We start from the raw sequence: 15423 nt of genomic DNA, 5'->3' as shown, positions 1-15423 counted from the left end.
TTCGCGGCCTGAACGCCCTCGAACCATACCGCTTTTCGATTCGAACTGCGGCGGCGAAATTTTTTGCACTGCGTCAATTACGTAAGAATCCGATTCGCGGCAATCGCTCATTGTATCTGGGTCGGTCTGGTCATCTTGCACCGCGGTCGCCTCGTCATGTTCCGGTCATCTGCAGCTTGCGCCTGTCATGCGCATCTCCGTCCCGCCCTGCTTGGCATAGCTTTGCCGTGCGAATCGCGATCTTGTCCAGCCACGCGCCCGGCGTAGAATACGACTGTATCGAAATAGGCCAGCCGGCGGGCCCGGCCCTAACGCGTCGGGGCGGATCAGCGCGCGGCGGCGCGCGCAATCTCGGCCAGTGCCTGCTGCAGGCGCAATTGCGCGCCCACGCTGTCGTTCAGCATCGCACGGTGGAGCGCCGCGAGGCGGCGCAGCAGACGATCGAGCCGCGCGCCGCGCCATTTGTGCAGCTGCAGCATGAGGTCGGCCTTGTCCTTGAAAAAAATGCGTTTGGCCTGGGCTTCATGGTCGATAAAATTCTGCACATTGCCACCCGGGCCCATCCGCGCGGCAAGCTGCGCCAATTGCACCGCGCGCCGTTCGAATGCGAGCAGCAGCCCCACCGGGTTGATGTCGCCCGATGCCAGCCTGGGCAATTCGTGCTTGAGCCGGTCCGCCGCGCCGCCAAGGGTTGCATTCACGATCGGCGCCATGCTGTCATCGCCGGCCTGCGTGCCGATCGCCGCCAGGTCTTTTGCGGTCACGGTCTTGGGTGCTTCGGCGCTGGCGTCGAGATACAGAGCCAGCTTTTCAAGCTCGCTGCGGGCGATCCGCGTATCCAGCCCGGCCGCCAGCGCGATCTGTTCGGCCAGCGGGCCCGACACCAGCAGCCCCAGCGCGCCGACGCTGCCGCGCACCGCCTCGGTCACGCTTCTGGCATCAGGGGGATAGAATATCGTGACCAGCGCATCGTCGCGATCGGTCAGCAGCTTGGCGACGCGCGATTTGTCGGTCGCGCCACTTGCCACGATCAGCACCGGCCAGCCCGGCACTGTGTCTTCGACCAGCGCGGCGATCGCATCATGTGCTTCGTCGCCGGCCATGGTCACGCGGATGACCCGCCGGTCGCCAAACAGCGAAGTCGATCGCGCCTCGTCGGCCAGCCGGACGGAATCGCGCTTCAGCTCTGCGCCGGTGAATTCGACAAGCTCGGCCGGCGCGGCCCCCTGGTTTAGCCTTTCCAACACCCGAGCTGCCGCATCGCCGGCGCCGGCTTCATCGGCGCCGCAGAAATAGAACACCCGGATCTTGTAAAGCGCGCGCTCGACTGTCGCGGCAAACGTCTTCGACGTTGCTTTCATGGCTTTGCGGGTGCGGCGGACCTCTGGCGCAACCGCCCGGAAATGCGGGTCACGATCTGGTTGGCGAGATCCTGGCTGAGGTTCTCCTGCGCGGTCTGTTCGGCCGCGATCACTGCGTATTCGCTTTTCACGATATCGATGCCCGCATCGATGTCGGCGGTATCGTCCAGAATCACTGCGCCGGTGTTGAGATCGACGAGCTGATAACGCGCGCGCATCACCCGGCGCTCGCGGCTGACCGAATCATCGGATTGCACGATCATTCCGGCGAGTTTTTCATCGAGCCGCACATCGAGGCGATAACGTGCCTCGCTCTTGCCAGCAGCGCCCAGGCGGTCGGTCAGCGCATTGCGTACCAGATAGCCCGCCTTGCCTTCGATCGGCGAGACCACGACACTGCTTATGGCGCGACCGACTTCGCCCGAGGCGCCGCCGGCGTACATCGGTTGCAGCCCGCACGAGGCGAGCATCATTGCGGCCACGGCCACGGCGAGTGTGCGCTCAGGCGACAAGATTGACCAACCGATCGGGCACCACGATCACCTTTTTGACTTCTGCACCATCGAGCGCACGCTGCACTTTTTCCGACGCCAGCGCCATCGCTTCAAGATCGGCGCGCGACGTGCCTTTGGCAACGGTCAATGTGTCGCGCAATTTGCCTTTGACCTGCACCGCCACGGTCACTTCGTCGTCGACCAGCAGCGCGGGATCGACCGCAGGCCATGGCGCATCGGCGATCAGGCCCTTCCCGATCGAAGTCCAGGCTTCCTCTGCCAGATGCGGCATCATCGGCGCGACCAGCAGCAACACTGCGCGGATCGCCGCGCTGCGATCGGCCGATGGCGCAGCCTTGTCGATCGCGCCGGTCAATTCATAGATCCGCGCGACGGCCTTGTTGAAGCTCAGTGCCTCGATGTCCGATGCAATCGCGTGGATCGTCTGGTGCGTCTTGCGCGCGATTGCCTTGTCTTCGCCGGTGGCGTCCGCGTCGTATTGCGCAAACAGCCGCCACAGTCGCTGGACATAGCGCGCGCAGCCTTCGATCCCCGCTTCGGACCAGGGCAGGTCGCGCTCGGGCGGGCTGTCGGACAGCATGAACCAGCGGATCGCGTCGGCGCCGTATTTCGCGACGATCTCGTCGGGATCGACCACGTTCTTCTTCGACTTCGACATCTTGATCACGCGGCCGATTTCGACCGGCGCGCCATCGCTGCGCAAGGTCGCGCGATCGCCACTGCGTTCGACTTCGGCAGGGGTGAAGAAAATCGGCTGACCATTGTCGGGATTGCGCCGCTGGTATGTCTCGTGCGTCACCATCCCTTGGGTAAACAGGCTGGCAAAGGGCTCAGTGATGTCGATCAGGCCGATATGCGCGAGCGCACGGGTCCAGAACCGCGCATACAGCAAGTGCAGGATCGCGTGCTCGATCCCGCCGATATACTGTTCCACCGGCAACCACTGCGCGATCATTGCCGGGTCGAACGGGCGATCGGCGGGCTGGCTGGCGAAGCGCAGGAAATACCACGAGCTGTCGGCAAAGGTATCGAGCGTATCGGTTTCGCGCCGCGCAGCATGGCCGCATTGCGGGCAATCGACATGTTTCCACGTCGGATGGCGCGCCAGCGGATTGCCAGGTACCGAAAAATCGACATCGTCGGGCAGGATCACCGGCAGCTGTTTCTTGGGCACCGGCACCACGCCGCACACTTCGCAATGCACGAACGGGATCGGCGTGCCCCAATAGCGCTGGCGCGAAACGCCCCAGTCGCGCAGGCGCCACACGGTCTTGCCCTGGCCCCAGCCATCGGTTTCGGCGCGCGCGATCACTGCGGCCACGCCTTGCGCCACGGTCATGCCATCCAGGAAGCCCGAATTGACAATGACGCCATCGCCCGCTTCGGCCTCGTCGCCGAATGGCGCATGCGCTGCGTCGGCGCTGGCGGCGACGACACGCACGATCGGCAGATCATACTTGCGTGCAAAGTCGAAATCGCGCTGGTCATGTCCGGGCACCGCCATGATCGCGCCGGTGCCATATTCCATCAGCACGAAATTTGCGATGTAGACGGGCAGCTCTTCGCCGGTGAACGGATGCCGCGCGGTCAGCCCGGTATCGAAGCCCAGCTTTTCGGCGGTTTCCATTTCGGCCGCCGTCGTCCCGCCCTGGCGGCACAACGCGATGAAATCCTGCGCGGCGGCATTGTGCACGGCAACGCCCTGCGCGACCGGATGTTCAGGCGCAACCGCAACAAAGCTGGCGCCGAAAATCGTGTCGGGCCGGGTGGTATAGACATCGAGCGTTTCGCCCGACGACAGCGAGAATGCGAATTGCAGGCCCTGGCTCTTGCCGATCCAGTTTTCCTGCATCAGCCGCACTTTCTCGGGCCATTTGTCGAGCGTATCCAGGCCTGTCAGTAAGTCCTGCGCAAAGGCCGTGATTTTCAGGAACCACTGGCTCAGCTTGCGCTTTTCGACCAGCGCGCCAGAGCGCCAGCCGCGTCCGTCGATCACCTGTTCGTTGGCCAGCACGGTCTGGTCGACCGGATCCCAGTTCACCGCTGATTCCTTGCGATAGACCAGGCCCGCGGCATACAGATCCAGAAGCAGCGCCTGTTCCTGGCCGTAATACGCCGGCTCGCACGTCGCCAGCTCGCGGCTCCAGTCGAGCGCGAAACCCAGGCGCTTCAGCTGCGATTTCATCGTCGCGATATTGTCGCGGGTCCATCCGCCGGGGTGCACGCCGCGTTCCATTGCCGCATTTTCCGCCGGCATGCCGAACGCGTCCCAGCCCATCGGGTGCAACACTTCGTAGCCGCGCATGCGCTTGTACCGCGCGAGCACGTCGCCCATCGTGTAGTTGCGCACATGGCCGATGTGGATGCGGCCCGAGGGATAGGGAAACATTTCCAGCACATAGCTGCGCGGTTTGGCCGACGCGTCGTCGGCATGGAATGTACCGGCGGCGTCCCACGCCTGTTGCCAGCGGATATCGGCGGTAGCGGGTTCATAACGATCTGCGGTCATGACAGCCCTCTACGCGAGACGCGCGTTAAAGTGCAACCTTGAGGAACAGGCCTCCGGCGGGCAAGGGTTGACACCCTTGCATCCCGTTACTGTCTTGACCTGTGTGCAGCACACCGGCGGCACTTTTACCCGCGAAGCGTACGCCGGCGCAGATCGCGTGCGCGGGTGAGAATGACGTCTTCCAGCTTCTGCACAGTGGCGGCTTCGACCGGAGCATCGATCCACACGTCGCCGCGTTGCAGCACCTGGCGGCTGGCGACGACGCGCACGGCATCGGCGCGAAGGTCCTGGTCGAGTATGGAGACGGTCACCTTGACGCGTTCGCCCGGATTTTTGGGATTGGCGTACCAGTCGGTGACGATCACGCCACCGTTGCTGTCGGTCTGGAGCAACGGCATGAACGACAGCGTATCGAGCGTTGCGCGCCACAGATAGGCATTGACGCCGATCGTCGTCACTTTGCTGGGCGCGAGCACTGCGGCTTCGTGCAGTTTCTTTTTCGATGCCTGGCGGTGATGCGTGCAGGCGCCGATCGAAACGACGAGTGTGCCGACGGCGAGCGCGCGTACGACAGTGCCGGACAAGGAGCCGGCATGCAGGGAATTTGTCATCTTGGCGCTCAACGTCACTGTAAATCCTGTCTTTGCCGCACCGTTTCGGGCACCGCCTCTAACACTCTGTCGCCACTGGCGGCAAGCGCATTGCTGTGGTTTTGATCAACGTGAAATTCGGCGCGCACGGGCGCAAAATCGCGTTGCAGGGCAAACCGGCGCGAAACGAGATGTGGATTGCGGGCAACAGTCTTCAAGGAAGCGTCGGTTTTGGTTTTGATCACTGGAAACAATCGGATCGCAGGTCTATATGTCTTACAGACGAATAGGCCACCGACAGCGGTGGCGGATGGTTGGTCGTTCGGATCCTGCGCTGGAAAGCGGATGATCCGTGGGGCCGTGCCAATGAGGACGGATTTGAGATCATGCGCGTGAACGGGGGCAAAACGGGAAAAAGCGGCGGAATGCGCCGGTTTTTGCGTGCGCCCGTGCTCAGTGTCGCATGTGTCCTGGCCTCTGCACTGGTCGCGCCGACGGTCGTCAACGCCTTTTCGCACGGCAGCGAATCGCCTGCGCCCGCTTCGGTCAGCCTGGCGGCGCGTGGTGGGCTTGGCTCGTTTACGCCGGCTTCGGTGGATCCGCGGCTTTCCGCGCAAGTATCGATTCGCGCGATGTCGCTTGGCAAACTGTTTCGCTTTACCCCTGCGGGCATGGACAGCCGTCCCGATCGCGCGGTGACGGTTGCGGTGCGGATGCCCGATACCCATGCCGGCCTGATCGGTACACATGCTGTCCCGTCCGATGCCGGTGCGGGTTTTGCAGCGGTGCGGATTGCGCCGGTTGCGTATAATCTGGGCACGGCACGCGGGTATCAGAGCTTTGCCCTGCCTTCGCCGGTGCAGAGCCATGACCTGATCCACGACAGTGCTGGAACGCGCAGCGAACTGCGGACGTATTCGATTGCGCCGCAGGCCAGTGACGCAAGCGGGCCTTCGCCACGCCTTGGGCCCAGCGTGTCGATCGATGATCGCACCGCGCCCGGCCGTGCGCCACGCACGCTTGGCACGCAAGGCGATTACCAGGTCAATATGGGCGGTGCCTATCGACTGGTAGGCAATCTGGATGTGACAGCGGGCATGCGGTACTCGGCTGACCGTGACAGCCTGCGCGCGCTGACCGATCATCGCCAGGACAGCCAGGCGCTGTACGTCGGGACGCAGTTCCGCTTCTGATCCCTCGCGTTCCGGTTGTTCAAAGACAAATGCCAGCCATTGTCTGGTGCCTGCGCCCGTGCATTTGCTGCGCACTATCGTACCACACCAATTGTCGCCCGCCGCACTCTTGCCGCGCGCCTGGCATACTCGTAGCGTAGCTGCGGGTATGGATGTCGCAGCATAAAAGCAAAAGGATCAGACATGGCGCGTGTTGCAATTGTGACGGGTGGAACGCGGGGTATCGGCAAGGCCATCAGCCTGGCCCTGAAGGCGCAAGGACGCCTGGTGATTGCCAATTATGGCGGTAATGCTGCCAAGGCGCAGGCCTTCACCGATGAAACCGGCATTGCCACGGCCCAGTTCGATGTCGGCGATCACGAGGCGGTGCTGGCGGGTGTGGCGGCGATTGCGGAGAAATTCGGGACGGTCGATATCGTCGTCAACAATGCCGGGGTCACGCGCGACGCGGTGCTTCACCGCATGAGCTTCGACGACTGGAACGAAGTCATGCGCATCAATCTGGGCGGGTGTTTCAATCTGGCCAAGGCGACCTTTCCCGGCATGCGCGAACGCGGGTGGGGCCGGATCGTCAACATCGGATCGATCAACGGCCAATCGGGGCAATATGGCCAGGTCAATTATGCCGCCGCCAAATCCGGCATCCACGGCTTTACCAAGGCACTGGCGCAGGAAGGCGCCAAGTTTGGTGTGACGGTCAATGCGATCGCGCCCGGGTATATCGATACCGACATGGTCGCGGCCGTACCCGCGCCGGTGCTGGAAAAGATCGTCGCAAAGATCCCGGTGGGCCGGTTGGGCCAGGCGGACGAAATCGCGCGCGGCGTGGTGTTCCTGACATCCGAAGACGGCGGGTTCGTAACGGGATCGACGATTTCGATGAATGGCGGACAGCATATGTACTGACGCCCTCAAAAAGCCCTTTCCTCAGGCGAGGACTTTTTCATGACTGGTGGCATCATGACTGAATACTACCATCCGCCCGTCAAACGCTCCGTCGAAATTGCCGGTCACAAGACGTCGATCAGTCTGGAGCCGCTGTTCTGGGACTGGCTGTGCGCGGTCGCGCAAGCGGAAGGACTACCGATCAACGCACTGGTCGCGCGGATCGACGCCGAACGGATTGTCGCGCCCACGCCGCCGGGCCTTGCCGGCGCGATCCGGATATGGCTGGTGGCGCGGAGCCAGGACGAGTGCGGTCGGCTTGCGGGGATGGGGTCGACGAGCGAGGGGGGGTGACCTGCGCGCTCAGTCGCTGCCGACGCGCTCCACGTCTGCGCCGATCAGTGCCAGTTTCTCTTCCAGCCGTTCATATCCGCGATCGAGGTGGTACACCCGGTGGACGCTGGTCTCACCCTGCGCGGCAAGCCCTGCGATGATCAGGCTCATCGAGGCGCGCAAGTCGGTGGCCATGACGTCGGCGCCGACCATGTGATCGACCCCGTGGACAATCGCGGTGCGGCCCTTGGTTTCGATGCGTGCGCCCATGCGGTTCAGTTCTGGCACATGCATATAGCGGTTTTCGAAAATCGTTTCGGTCAGCACCGACGATCCGTTGGCCATGCACAGCATCGCCATCAATTGCGCCTGCATGTCTGTGGCAAATCCGGGGTAGGGCGCGGTTTCCAGCGTGACCGGGCGGATGGCGCCATTGGCAGCGACATGGACCCCGCCGCGCGTCTGTTCGACATGGATGCCGGCATCGGTCAGCGACTGGACCGTCGCGGCCAGATCCTCGATGCGTGCGCCGGTCAGCAGGACATCGCCGCCGGTGATCGCAGCGGCACACGCGTAAGACCCCGCCTCGATCCGGTCGGGCATGACCATGTACGTGGCGCCGTGAAGCCGGGGGACGCCGTGGATGGTCAGGTCCGAACTGCCGATGCCCTCGATCTGCGCGCCCATCGCGACGAGCAGATTGCACAAGTCGGCGATCTCGGGCTCGCGCGCCGCATTGTGCAGCCGCGATGTCCCTGTGCACAACACGCCGGCCATGACCGCGTTTTCGGTGGCACCGACCGACACCACCGGAAACGTATAGGTCCCGCCGGGCAACCCGCCATCGGGCGCATGCGCGCGCACATAGCCGGCGGCCAGCTCGATCCGCGCGCCGAAGGCCTCCAGCGCCTTCAGATGCAGGTCGATCGGGCGGTTGCCGATCGCGCAACCGCCGGGCAGCGACACAGTCGCCTCGCCCGCGCGCGCCAGCATCGGCCCGAGCACGAGGATCGACGCGCGCATCTTGCGCACCAGGTCATAAGGGGCGACGGTCGAGGTCAGCCGGGTTGCCTGCAGCGTCATGACACGTCCAAAATCGCCGGGTCTTGCGCCCGCGATCGAGGTCGATACGCCAAACTGGTTGAGCAGGTGCTGAAAGCTGTCGATATCGGCAAGACGCGGCAGATTGCGCAGCGTCAGCGGTTCATCGGTAAGCAGTGCGCAGGGTAGCAGCGTAAGTGCGGCATTTTTTGCGCCGGAAACCGGCAATGTGCCCGAAAGCCGCCGGCCGCCGCGAATGATGATCTTGTCCATCGCCACGATTTAACGCGAATCCGCGCCAGCGCAACGGGATACGACAAAGATGCTGTATGTAAATAATGCAGTTGGAAAAAGAGGGTTGCGCGCGCTTTGCTGCGTAGCATAACACCGCCTGCAACAAAGCTGATTGCGGCAGGATTGGTTGCAAAAATACTGTCAGCAGCAGGACCGAGGGGTAATGACCGGGGCATGACCAATTCAACGCTACGCAAGCCCATTCGCAAGGCGGTATTTCCCGTCGCAGGGCTTGGCACACGGTTCCTGCCTGCGACCAAGGCCATCCCGAAGGAGATGTTGCCGATCATCGATCGGCCGCTGATCCAGTATGCGGTCGATGAAGCGCGCGAGGCGGGCATCGAGCAGCTGATTTTCGTGACCGGACGCGGCAAGACGTCGATCGTCGAGCATTTCGACATGGCGTTCGAACTCGAAGCGACGATGCTCGGCCGGGGAAAATCGCTCGACGTGCTCGATGCCACGCGCATTCAGCCGGGCAATCTCGTAACCGTGCGCCAGCAGGTGCCGATGGGGCTGGGCCATGCGATCTGGTGCGCGCGCGATATCGTGGGTGATGAACCGTTTGCGATTTTCCTGCCCGACGAACTGATGATCGGCGCGCCTGGCTGCATGAAGCAGATGGTCGAGTCGTATCACGAACTCGGCGGCAATCTGATTTCGGTGCTCGAAGTGCCGCATGATGAAGTGTCGAGCTATGGCGTGATCAAGCCGGGCCGGCAGGTTTCGCCGCATCTGACCGAAGTGACCGGGCTGGTGGAAAAGCCCACGCAAGCGGACGCACCGTCGAACCTGATCATCTCGGGCCGGTATATCCTGCAACCCGAAGTCATGCGCACGCTCGAAACGCAGGGCAAGGGCGCGGGCGGCGAAATCCAGCTGACCGATGCGATGGCGCGGATGATCGGCGATCAGCCGTTTCACGCGGTGACATTTGCCGGGCGGCGGTACGATTGCGGCAGCAAGGCCGGGTTTGTCGAGGCGACGCTGGAACTGGCGCTGGCGCGGCCGGACATGGTCGATGATGTCAGCGCGATGATCAGACGGCTGGCCGCGACGCTTTGAGCGCGCATGCTATGTGTAAGGCAATGCTTGACATGTGTGAGCTGTTGCTTTACACATAGCCAATGATTGCGTCTTTCCGGAACAAGGCGCTCAGGCAATTGTGGGAGCAAGGAGACAGCTCGAAACTCCCTGTTCCCAATGTTGCTCGCGTCGAACGTGTGTTGGCGCGGCTTGATTCTGCGGTCACCCCCGATGACATGAATTTGCCTGGTTTTCGATTCTACGGGCTTCAGGGCAAGCCTAGGCGGTATGCTGTCGACGCATCGGGAAATTATCGAGTTACCTTTGGTTGGGACACCGCTGGCGGTGATGCGGTGGACATCGATATTGAAGATTATCACTGATTTGTTGGGCAAATGCCCCGGAAATGAATGGGGAAACTTGGCATGAAACGCAAAATGCGCGCGGTGCATCCCGGTGAAGTCCTGCGGGAGGATGTGATCCCCGCGCTTGGCCTGCCGAAGACCGAAATTGCGCGCCTGCTCGGGATTTCGCGGCAAACGCTGTATGATGTGCTGAATGAAAAACATCCGGTGACGACCGGTATGGCGCTGCGCTTTGCCAAGTTGACCGGCACAACAGCGCAATCCTGGGCCCAGATGCAGCTTGTCTACGATCTGCAGCTTGGTGCCGTTGCACTGGCAGAGCAGTTGTCGGCAATCCCGACGTTGCAGGCCGCCTGATTTGCGTTTCGCGCTGAGGTCTCAAACAAAAAAGGGCGCCGTTGCCGGCGCCCTTTTCGTTGTGTCGCATCCTCTCCCAAACGCGACGTGGCGGTTTTCCGCCTGAATTATTCTTCCGGGCTGGTCGGCACGGCGGTGTTGGCCGCCAGCACCACGCCCGAATTGACATCGGCGATCTGCAGGTAAGGAACCGGGTTGACCGCTTCGCCCGCGATGCGCACTTCGTAATGAAGATGCGAACCGGTCGAGCGGCCGGTCGACCCGACATAGCCGATCACGTCGCCGCGATGCACGTGCTGCCCCTGGGCAACCGCGATGCGCGACATGTGGCCATAGCGCGTTTCCAGATTGGCGCCGTGTTCGACTTCGACACACAGGCCGTATCCGCCGAACCAGTCGGCCATACCGATCACGCCATCGGCAGTGGCATGGATCGGGGTGCCGGTGGGGGCGGGCAGATCGACGCCCTTGTGCATGCGGTATCCGCCCAGCACGGGGTGGGTGCGCATGCCGAAATTGCTGCTCATCGCGCGGCTGGAATTCACGGGCACAAGCATCGGGATCGATGCGGAACCGGTGTCGGCCATCGACAGGTTCGTGCGCGAATAAGCGCGGCCGGTGTCGAGCGCGCGCCAATTGGCAAAGAGCTGGCGGAATTCGTTGTCACCCGGTGTCGCCACGCGGCCGGCATCGCCGTTGCGGGCGGCCTCGGCGGCGCGAAGCGGTGCGGTGATGTCGGCAGAAGCAGCGCTGCTGGCCAGGGCTGGTTGAGCGATGGCGCAGGAAGCGAGCACCAGCGCGGCGGGAAAGAATTTGTTGAACAGCATTGCGACCGTTGGAACCTTTTCACCCCCGCGCCGTTACCCGAAAAGAGGTCCGTTACGCGCCTGCCCGAAGCCATCTTTGCGGGGCGTTTTGCCTGCGCGCATCGTTGGCCGGTGCGGTTGCAGGCCTAACGGTATGTGCCTGATTCAGGCAACCCCTTGCATGAATTCATACGACAAACCGGCTGACCGACGCGCCGAGTCGTTGAACGGAGGCTTAACCGAGCCGCGAAAGTGCCGCGCCACAAGCGTTTGCCAGGCCGCCGGCGGCGCATCGCCGCGCTCTGCACACAGCGCGCTGAACTGACTTGTGCCCAAGCCGACATGGCGGATTTCGTCGTCAAGGATTCGTTGCAGGATGCGTGTGGTGCGCATGTCGCCGGCCGCGGCAAAACGTTCGATCATCACCGGTGTGACGTCGAGCCCGCGTGCCTCCAGCACCATCGGCACGATCGCCAGCCGGGCCATGACATCATGCGCAGTGTCGCGCGCCGCATCCCACAGGCCATCGTGCGCGGGCATCGCGCCGTATTCGCTGCCCAGCGTTTTCAGCCGACGCGACAGCAGCGCGAAATGAATAGCTTCGTCTGCCGCAACGCCCAGCCAGTCGGTGATGAACCGGCTCCCGCACTCGCCGCCGAACCGTCCGGCGGCGTCGAGTGCCAGGTCGATCGCGACGAATTCGATGTGGCACAGCGCGTGGATCAGCGTGATCCGTCCGCGTTCCGATCCGCCGCGTCCCCGCCGGGGCATCGCATTGGGTGGGCGCAGCTCGGGCCGTTCGGGCCGTGCAGGCGTATCGGGCATCGCCACGTCGAACAGCGGCGCAAGCTGCCCAGTCGCCCAGTCGCGTGCGATTGTCCGCGTGGCCATGACCTTGGCGCGCGGATCGGCGGTCAGGATTGCGGCGCGGATCGCCTGGGCAACAGATTTCACAGCGCTTTTGCAGCCGCCAGCACCTCTTTGGCGTGGTCCTTGACTTTCACCTTGCGCCAGATCTGCGCAATGCGGCCATCGGCACCGATCAGCAGCGTCGTGCGCTCCATGCCCATATAGGTGCGGCCATACATCGATTTTTCGGTCCAGATCCCCAGCGCGTCGGACAGGCCCGCGGTTTCGGCGTCGGTGGCCAGCGGGGCCTTCAGCCCGTGCTTTTCGATGAACCGGTGGTGTTTCTGCGGCGGGTCCTTGCTGATCCCCAGCAACGCGGTTCCGGCCTCGGCAAATTGCGCGGACAGCGTGGAAAAATCCTTGTTTTCCGTGGTGCAGCCCGGCGTATCGTCCTTGGGATAGAAGAACAGCACGAGTTTCTGGCCGGCGAAGTCGGACGTTTTCACCGGTTCGCCATCGGGTGAAACCAGCGTGATCGGGGGCAGGCTTTCGCCGATTGTCAGGGTCATTGCATCAGGTCTCCAGCGTTTCGCAAAATACAGTCTGCCAGGTGGCCGCGATCGCCGCGCGTGCTGCGGCAATCGCGGCGATCAGGTGGTCCCAGTCCGCTTCACCGCAGGCATGCGCGACGATCGCGCGGCTGGCCTCTGGCGGAAATGCGCCGTCGGGGGCCATCAGCCGCACCACCACCAGCAAACGGGCGAGCAGGTCATGGCTTACGCGCATGGCATGCGGCACCAGCCCGGCATCGGCAAGCGCAGATATTGCCAGGCCCAGATCGGTGTTGAACGCCGTGCGTTCGCGCAATTGGAGATAGTGCACGATGAATTCGGCATCGACCAGGCCGCCGCGCGCCAGTTTGACATCCATCGGCCCGCGCGGCGGTTTGTGCCGGGCCATTTCGCCGCGCATTTTCAACACGTCGGCACGCAGCGCGGCAGGATCGCGCGGCATCGTCAGCACGCTGTCGATAATTGCGGCCAGCGCGGCGCGGTCTGCGTCGCTGCCATGGACAACGCGCGCGCGACACAGCGCCATGTGTTCCCAGGTCCACGCCTCCTCGCGCTGGTACCGCGCGAAACTGTCGAGCGTGACCGCAATCGGCCCTTGCGTGCCCGACGGGCGCAGCCGGGTATCGACATCGTACAGCGCGCCCGCCGCGGTCGGTGCCGACAGCGCGGCCGTCACGCGCTGGCACAGCCGGGTGTAATACAACGTGCCGCCCAGCGGCCGGGCGCCATCCGAATCGTGCGCATAATCGCCGCTGAACAGGAATATGAGATCGAGGTCGGACGCATGGGTCAGCGCGCCGCCGCCCAGCCGGCCGAGGCCCAGAATGACCAATCGGCTGTCGGGCACATGGCCGTGCACGCCGGCGAATTCGGCCTCGGTCGCGGTGGTCAGCACGTCGATCGTCGCCTCGGCCACGCGCGACAAGGCGTTGGCGATGGCAAGCGCGCCGTGTGCCTGCTCGATCAACTGCACGCCGAGCGCAAAGCGCATTTCGCCGACGCGGCGCCGCACCGCGTCGAGCAGGCATTGGTAATCGTCGCCCTTTTCGGTGCGCGACAGCCGCGCCGCGATCGCCGGCACGTCGCCGGGCAGATCGAACGCGGTCCGGTCGATCAGCGCGTCGAGCAGGTCCGCGCGCCGCGCCAGGTCATCGGCCAGCAGCGGCGCATGCGCGAGCACGCGCATCACCACGTCGAACAGCGCGGGTCGCGCCTCCAGCAGGCGAAAGATATTGATCGCCGACGGCAGGTGCTCGATCAGCTGTTCCCACCGGAGCAGCGCACGCGCCTGGTCTGGCGCGGCGGCCAGCGCCCGCAGCAACGGCGCGCGGATCTGCGCAAAGGCCTCGCGCGCAGCTTCGCTGCGCAGCGCGCGGAACTTGCCGTTGCCCCAGCCTTCGATCCGCGTGGCCAGCGCGTCGGGTTCGGCAAAGCCCAACTCGCGCAAATCCCGCGCCAGCGGCTGATCCGGCACCGCAACCGCGCCGCGCGGCGCGAGTGTGGCGATCAGCGCGTCGAACCGGGTGCCGACCTGGTCGGAAATCGCGGCCAGTTCCGCCACCAGCGCCGCGCCTGTCGTACCGTCCAGAGCTGCAATGGTGTCGAGCGCGCCCGCGTCGGTGGGCAGGCTGTGCGTCTGCTTGTCGCCGACCATCTGCAGGCGGTGCTCGATCGTGCGCAATCGGTCATACGATTCGCCCAGCACCCGCGCATCATCGGGCGCGATGATTGCGGCATCGGCCAGCGCATCGAGCGAGGCGCGCGTGCCGCGCAGCCGCAGCGCCGGATTGCGGCCGCCGTGGATGAGCTGGTACGTCTGCGCAAAGAATTCGACTTCGCGAATGCCGCCGCGTCCGCGCTTCAGGTCATACCCGGGGCCGATCGCCTGGCCCGCGGCATAATGGTCGCGGATGCGCGTGGTCAGCCGCGCGATTTCGGCAATCGCCCCGAAATCGAGACTGCGCCGCCACACGAACGGCCGGATCGTGTCGAGAAAACTCTGCGCCGCCGCGATATCGCCCGATGCGGCGCGCGCGCGGATGAACGCCGCGCGTTCCCAGGCGAGCGCGCTCGATTCGTAATGCGTGATCGCGGCACCGAACGACAGCGCGAGCGGCGTTATCTCAGACTGCGGGCGCAGTCGCAGATCGACGCGGAACACATGGCCTTCGGCTGTAATCGTCGACAGCAGATCGACGATGTGGCGCGCGGCCATCTGCGCGGCCTCGGCCGGATCGTCGCGGTCGCGCCGGGGCAGGGTTTCGGGATCGAACAGCAGGATCGGATCGATGTCCGACGAATAGTTCAGCTCGCGCGCGCCCATCTTGCCCAGCGCGATGCCGGACAGCCCGACGGATGGCGCATCAGGAACGCGCCGGCGGATCGCGGCGCCGATCGCGGCATCGAGCGCGCGGTCGGCAAAATCGGTCAGCGCGGTGACGACTTGCGTGAGGTCGTAGGCGCCCGCCAGATCGGCGATCGCGACGACGAGGCTCAGCGCCAGCCGCTCGCGCCGCAGGGCTACACCGGTGTCGGCGACGGTGCCCGACGATCGCACCAGCGCCATCGCGGCATCGACCTTGCCCCTGGCCAGCATTTCGGCAATGTCGGGTCGCCGATCGAGCGCGCGCGCCAGAAACGGCGCATGGGCGCGGGCGCGGTGCAAACCATCGGTCCAGTCGGTCATGCTTTTTCCCTGCGCCGACCGGTCGATCGTGACAAGGCCGG

General features: G+C 64.1%; 16 protein-coding genes. 6 read left to right on the top strand and 10 right to left on the bottom strand.

Annotated elements, in window-relative coordinates:
* Positions 1 to 326: 326 nt before the first annotated feature.
* The 5 genes from holA to ACOOE2_RS17430 form a co-directional block, all read right to left on the bottom strand.
* A complete protein-coding gene (gene holA, locus ACOOE2_RS17450; RefSeq protein WP_420384248.1) occupies positions 327 to 1361 on the bottom strand; it encodes a DNA polymerase III subunit delta in 1035 nt (344 codons plus the stop codon).
* Positions 1358 to 1834 (bottom strand): LPS assembly lipoprotein LptE, encoded by a 477-nt coding sequence (lptE, locus tag ACOOE2_RS17445; RefSeq protein WP_420384638.1) that lies wholly within the window; start codon positions 1832 to 1834, stop codon positions 1358 to 1360. Before lptE ends, holA begins: the two co-directional genes overlap by 4 nt.
* 28 nt (positions 1835 to 1862) lie before the next feature.
* Positions 1863 to 4385 carry a leucine--tRNA ligase gene (gene leuS, locus ACOOE2_RS17440; protein WP_420384247.1) on the bottom strand — a complete coding sequence of 841 codons (2523 nt, stop codon included), beginning with the start codon at positions 4383 to 4385 and terminating at the stop codon, positions 1863 to 1865.
* A 125-nt stretch (positions 4386 to 4510) separates the two neighbouring features.
* Positions 4511 to 4996: a DUF3576 domain-containing protein gene (locus ACOOE2_RS17435; RefSeq protein WP_420384246.1), complete on the bottom strand. Its 486-nt coding sequence runs from the start codon at positions 4994 to 4996 to the stop codon at positions 4511 to 4513.
* 14 nt (positions 4997 to 5010) lie between these two features.
* Entirely contained in the window at positions 5011 to 5220 is a 210-nt protein-coding gene (locus ACOOE2_RS17430; RefSeq protein WP_420384245.1) for a hypothetical protein, read from the bottom strand.
* Between the two features lie 180 nt (positions 5221 to 5400).
* On the opposite strand from ACOOE2_RS17430, the gene ACOOE2_RS17425 reads away from it, so the two are divergent.
* From ACOOE2_RS17425 to ACOOE2_RS17415, 3 genes are all read left to right on the top strand, one after another.
* On the top strand, positions 5401 to 6168 hold the full coding sequence (locus tag ACOOE2_RS17425; RefSeq protein ID WP_420384244.1) for a hypothetical protein: 768 nt from the start codon (positions 5401 to 5403) through the stop codon (positions 6166 to 6168).
* Between the two features lie 183 nt (positions 6169 to 6351).
* Entirely contained in the window at positions 6352 to 7074 is a 723-nt protein-coding gene (gene phbB, locus ACOOE2_RS17420) for an acetoacetyl-CoA reductase (protein WP_420384243.1), read from the top strand.
* Positions 7075 to 7128: 54 nt separating this feature from the next.
* Positions 7129 to 7407 carry a ribbon-helix-helix domain-containing protein gene (locus ACOOE2_RS17415; RefSeq protein ID WP_420384242.1) on the top strand — a complete coding sequence of 93 codons (279 nt, stop codon included), beginning with the start codon at positions 7129 to 7131 and terminating at the stop codon, positions 7405 to 7407.
* 9 nt (positions 7408 to 7416) lie between these two features.
* Here ACOOE2_RS17415 and murA read toward each other — a convergent pair whose 3' ends face one another.
* On the bottom strand, positions 7417 to 8700 hold the full coding sequence (gene murA, locus ACOOE2_RS17410) for a UDP-N-acetylglucosamine 1-carboxyvinyltransferase (protein WP_420384241.1): 1284 nt from the start codon (positions 8698 to 8700) through the stop codon (positions 7417 to 7419).
* Between the two features lie 195 nt (positions 8701 to 8895).
* Here murA and galU point away from each other — a divergent pair, with 195 nt between their 5' ends.
* The 3 genes from galU (at position 8896) to ACOOE2_RS17395 (ending at position 10469) form a co-directional block, all read left to right on the top strand.
* Positions 8896 to 9786 (top strand): UTP--glucose-1-phosphate uridylyltransferase GalU, encoded by an 891-nt coding sequence (gene galU / locus ACOOE2_RS17405; protein WP_420384240.1) that lies wholly within the window; start codon positions 8896 to 8898, stop codon positions 9784 to 9786.
* Between the two features lie 62 nt (positions 9787 to 9848).
* Positions 9849 to 10130 carry a type II toxin-antitoxin system RelE/ParE family toxin gene (locus ACOOE2_RS17400; RefSeq protein ID WP_420384239.1) on the top strand — a complete coding sequence of 94 codons (282 nt, stop codon included), beginning with the start codon at positions 9849 to 9851 and terminating at the stop codon, positions 10128 to 10130.
* Between the two features lie 42 nt (positions 10131 to 10172).
* Positions 10173 to 10469, top strand: coding sequence for a HigA family addiction module antitoxin (locus tag ACOOE2_RS17395; RefSeq protein ID WP_420384238.1), 297 nt, complete (start codon positions 10173 to 10175; stop codon positions 10467 to 10469).
* Between the two features lie 107 nt (positions 10470 to 10576).
* On the opposite strand, the gene ACOOE2_RS17390 is transcribed toward ACOOE2_RS17395, so the two are convergent.
* The 4 genes from ACOOE2_RS17390 to glnE all read right to left on the bottom strand — a co-directional run bounded on the left by ACOOE2_RS17390 (position 10577) and on the right by glnE (position 15382).
* A complete protein-coding gene (locus ACOOE2_RS17390) occupies positions 10577 to 11296 on the bottom strand; it encodes a M23 family metallopeptidase (RefSeq protein ID WP_420384237.1) in 720 nt (239 codons plus the stop codon).
* 144 nt (positions 11297 to 11440) lie between these two features.
* Positions 11441 to 12229 (bottom strand): ferritin-like domain-containing protein, encoded by a 789-nt coding sequence (locus tag ACOOE2_RS17385; protein WP_420384236.1) that lies wholly within the window; start codon positions 12227 to 12229, stop codon positions 11441 to 11443.
* A complete protein-coding gene (locus ACOOE2_RS17380; RefSeq protein WP_420384235.1) occupies positions 12226 to 12693 on the bottom strand; it encodes a peroxiredoxin in 468 nt (155 codons plus the stop codon). The genes ACOOE2_RS17385 and ACOOE2_RS17380 overlap by 4 nt, the downstream gene beginning before the upstream one ends.
* A gap of 4 nt (positions 12694 to 12697) precedes the next feature.
* Entirely contained in the window at positions 12698 to 15382 is a 2685-nt protein-coding gene (glnE, locus tag ACOOE2_RS17375; RefSeq protein WP_420384234.1) for a bifunctional [glutamate--ammonia ligase]-adenylyl-L-tyrosine phosphorylase/[glutamate--ammonia-ligase] adenylyltransferase, read from the bottom strand.
* Positions 15383 to 15423 lie beyond the last annotated feature (41 nt).

It is taken from the genome of Novosphingobium sp. (assembly GCF_965214355.1).
Taxonomy (GTDB): Bacteria; Pseudomonadota; Alphaproteobacteria; order Sphingomonadales; family Sphingomonadaceae; genus Novosphingobium.
The sequence above is the reverse complement of the archived record's forward strand: the minus strand, read 5'-3'. Positions and strand labels throughout refer to the sequence as shown.

Bases quoted from the DNA above. Each gene is read 5' to 3' on its own strand.
- holA (WP_420384248.1), bottom strand. From the start codon at position 1,361: ATGAAAGCAACGTCGAAGACGTTTGCCGCGACAGTCGAGCGCGCGCTT.
- lptE (WP_420384638.1), bottom strand. From the start codon at position 1,834: ATGATGCTCGCCTCGTGCGGGCTGCAACCGATGTACGCCGGCGGCGCC.
- leuS (WP_420384247.1), bottom strand. From the start codon at position 4,385: ATGACCGCAGATCGTTATGAACCCGCTACCGCCGATATCCGCTGGCAA.
- ACOOE2_RS17435 (WP_420384246.1), bottom strand. From the start codon at position 4,996: ATGACAAATTCCCTGCATGCCGGCTCCTTGTCCGGCACTGTCGTACGC.
- ACOOE2_RS17425 (WP_420384244.1), top strand. From the start codon at position 5,401: ATGCGCCGGTTTTTGCGTGCGCCCGTGCTCAGTGTCGCATGTGTCCTG.
- phbB (WP_420384243.1), top strand. From the start codon at position 6,352: ATGGCGCGTGTTGCAATTGTGACGGGTGGAACGCGGGGTATCGGCAAG.
- ACOOE2_RS17415 (WP_420384242.1), top strand. From the start codon at position 7,129: ATGACTGAATACTACCATCCGCCCGTCAAACGCTCCGTCGAAATTGCC.
- murA (WP_420384241.1), bottom strand. From the start codon at position 8,700: ATGGACAAGATCATCATTCGCGGCGGCCGGCGGCTTTCGGGCACATTG.
- galU (WP_420384240.1), top strand. From the start codon at position 8,896: ATGACCAATTCAACGCTACGCAAGCCCATTCGCAAGGCGGTATTTCCC.
- ACOOE2_RS17400 (WP_420384239.1), top strand. From the start codon at position 9,849: ATGATTGCGTCTTTCCGGAACAAGGCGCTCAGGCAATTGTGGGAGCAA.
- ACOOE2_RS17395 (WP_420384238.1), top strand. From the start codon at position 10,173: ATGAAACGCAAAATGCGCGCGGTGCATCCCGGTGAAGTCCTGCGGGAG.
- ACOOE2_RS17390 (WP_420384237.1), bottom strand. From the start codon at position 11,296: ATGCTGTTCAACAAATTCTTTCCCGCCGCGCTGGTGCTCGCTTCCTGC.
- ACOOE2_RS17380 (WP_420384235.1), bottom strand. From the start codon at position 12,693: ATGACCCTGACAATCGGCGAAAGCCTGCCCCCGATCACGCTGGTTTCA.
- glnE (WP_420384234.1), bottom strand. From the start codon at position 15,382: ATGACCGACTGGACCGATGGTTTGCACCGCGCCCGCGCCCATGCGCCG.